We start from the raw sequence: 1291 nt of genomic DNA, 5'->3' as shown, positions 1-1291 counted from the left end.
TCGGATAAATAACAGCCATTGAAACGGCAACAAGAATGAGCAAAGCTGCAAATGACAGCCAGATCCTTCTCGTTAAATTCATGCGAATCATGAGGAAAGAATCCTATACCCAAAACCGTACAAAGTTTCTAAATGAATACGCGGCATCTTTTTGCGTACACGTCTGACAACATCATCCACAGCACGCTCAGAGCCGAAATAATTTTCTCCCCATACTTCTTCAATAATATCTTCACGCGATAACGCTTTTCCAACTTGTTCAGTTAGAAGGAGAATAAGATCCATCTCCTTTGTTGTTAAATCAACCGGTTGCTCTGGTTGATGATTATCCGTAACTGTACGTGCCTCAGCGTCGATCGTATAGTCGTTAAGCTCAATCTTCTTGCTCTCTTCGGATTCTTGTCCGTAAGTACGAGTTAACAATTTTTTTTCGCTCGTATGATTAACTCTTGAGGCAAAAACGGCTTTGAGATGTAGTCGTCACTACCCATTTCAAGCCCTAACACCCGGTCGAGGTCTTGGTCTCTTGCAGAGATAAAAATGACTGGAATATCGCCTTGTTTCTCACGAATGTTCTTTAAGATTTGATAACCGTCTGTACCTGGTAACATAATATCAAGCACCCAGAGATGAGGGGTTTCTTCGACAGCTTCGTTCGCTTTGTCCCCATCGTGGAATAGTTGGACAGTCCAACCTTCTCTTTCCATATAGCTTTCAGTGCCTCTGATAAATTCTGTTCATCTTCAACGAGAAATACGGTATAACTCATGGATTGCCACCCACTTCTGTACTCAATTTTTAAATTAGACGAGCAATTAACGTTCATATTGCTTCCTATCCATTTCAATTATCGCCTTTTACAGCTTTAAAAACAAGAAAGAACTGTCAAATGACAGTTCTCAGTTAACATACTAAAAGATTAAAGACAAAGCTGCAAGACCTGCTAAAGGAAGCGCGATTCTACGAAAGCGTCCTCCTCCATAAAATGGCCCTGGACCGTATCCATATCCAAAACCTGGTCCGAAACCACCAAAAATTCTCGCATCTTGTTGATGGGATCCTTCAGGAGTGAAACGCATATTTTCATGAGCATGTGCCGGATAATGCTCATTCATCCAATTTTGCATCGACTCATTGCTCTGAGATTGGTGACCTTGACTCATGTGATGGTTGTGCTCATCATGTTCCATGTACATGATTGTGCCTTGGTGATGGTGACCTCCGTGGTGGTGACCTTGGCCTCCATGATGGTGATGACCTCCATGGTGATGACCTTGACCTCCATGATGGT

2 pseudogenes are annotated in these 1291 nt (G+C 42.4%); both read right to left on the bottom strand.

Annotation, left to right across the window (positions count from 1 at the left end):
- Positions 1–87 precede the first annotated feature (87 nt).
- Positions 88–769 (bottom strand): annotated as a pseudogene (locus JCM19055_RS22065) (response regulator transcription factor).
- 142 nt (positions 770–911) lie between these two features.
- A pseudogene (locus JCM19055_RS22060) lies at positions 912–1291 on the bottom strand (hypothetical protein); the annotation flags it as partial.

Source organism: Geomicrobium sp. JCM 19055, from assembly GCF_000698185.1.
GTDB classification, from domain to species: domain Bacteria; phylum Bacillota; class Bacilli; order Bacillales; family Marinococcaceae; genus Geomicrobium_A; species Geomicrobium_A sediminis.
This window is presented reverse-complemented; position numbering and strand designations above follow the sequence as displayed.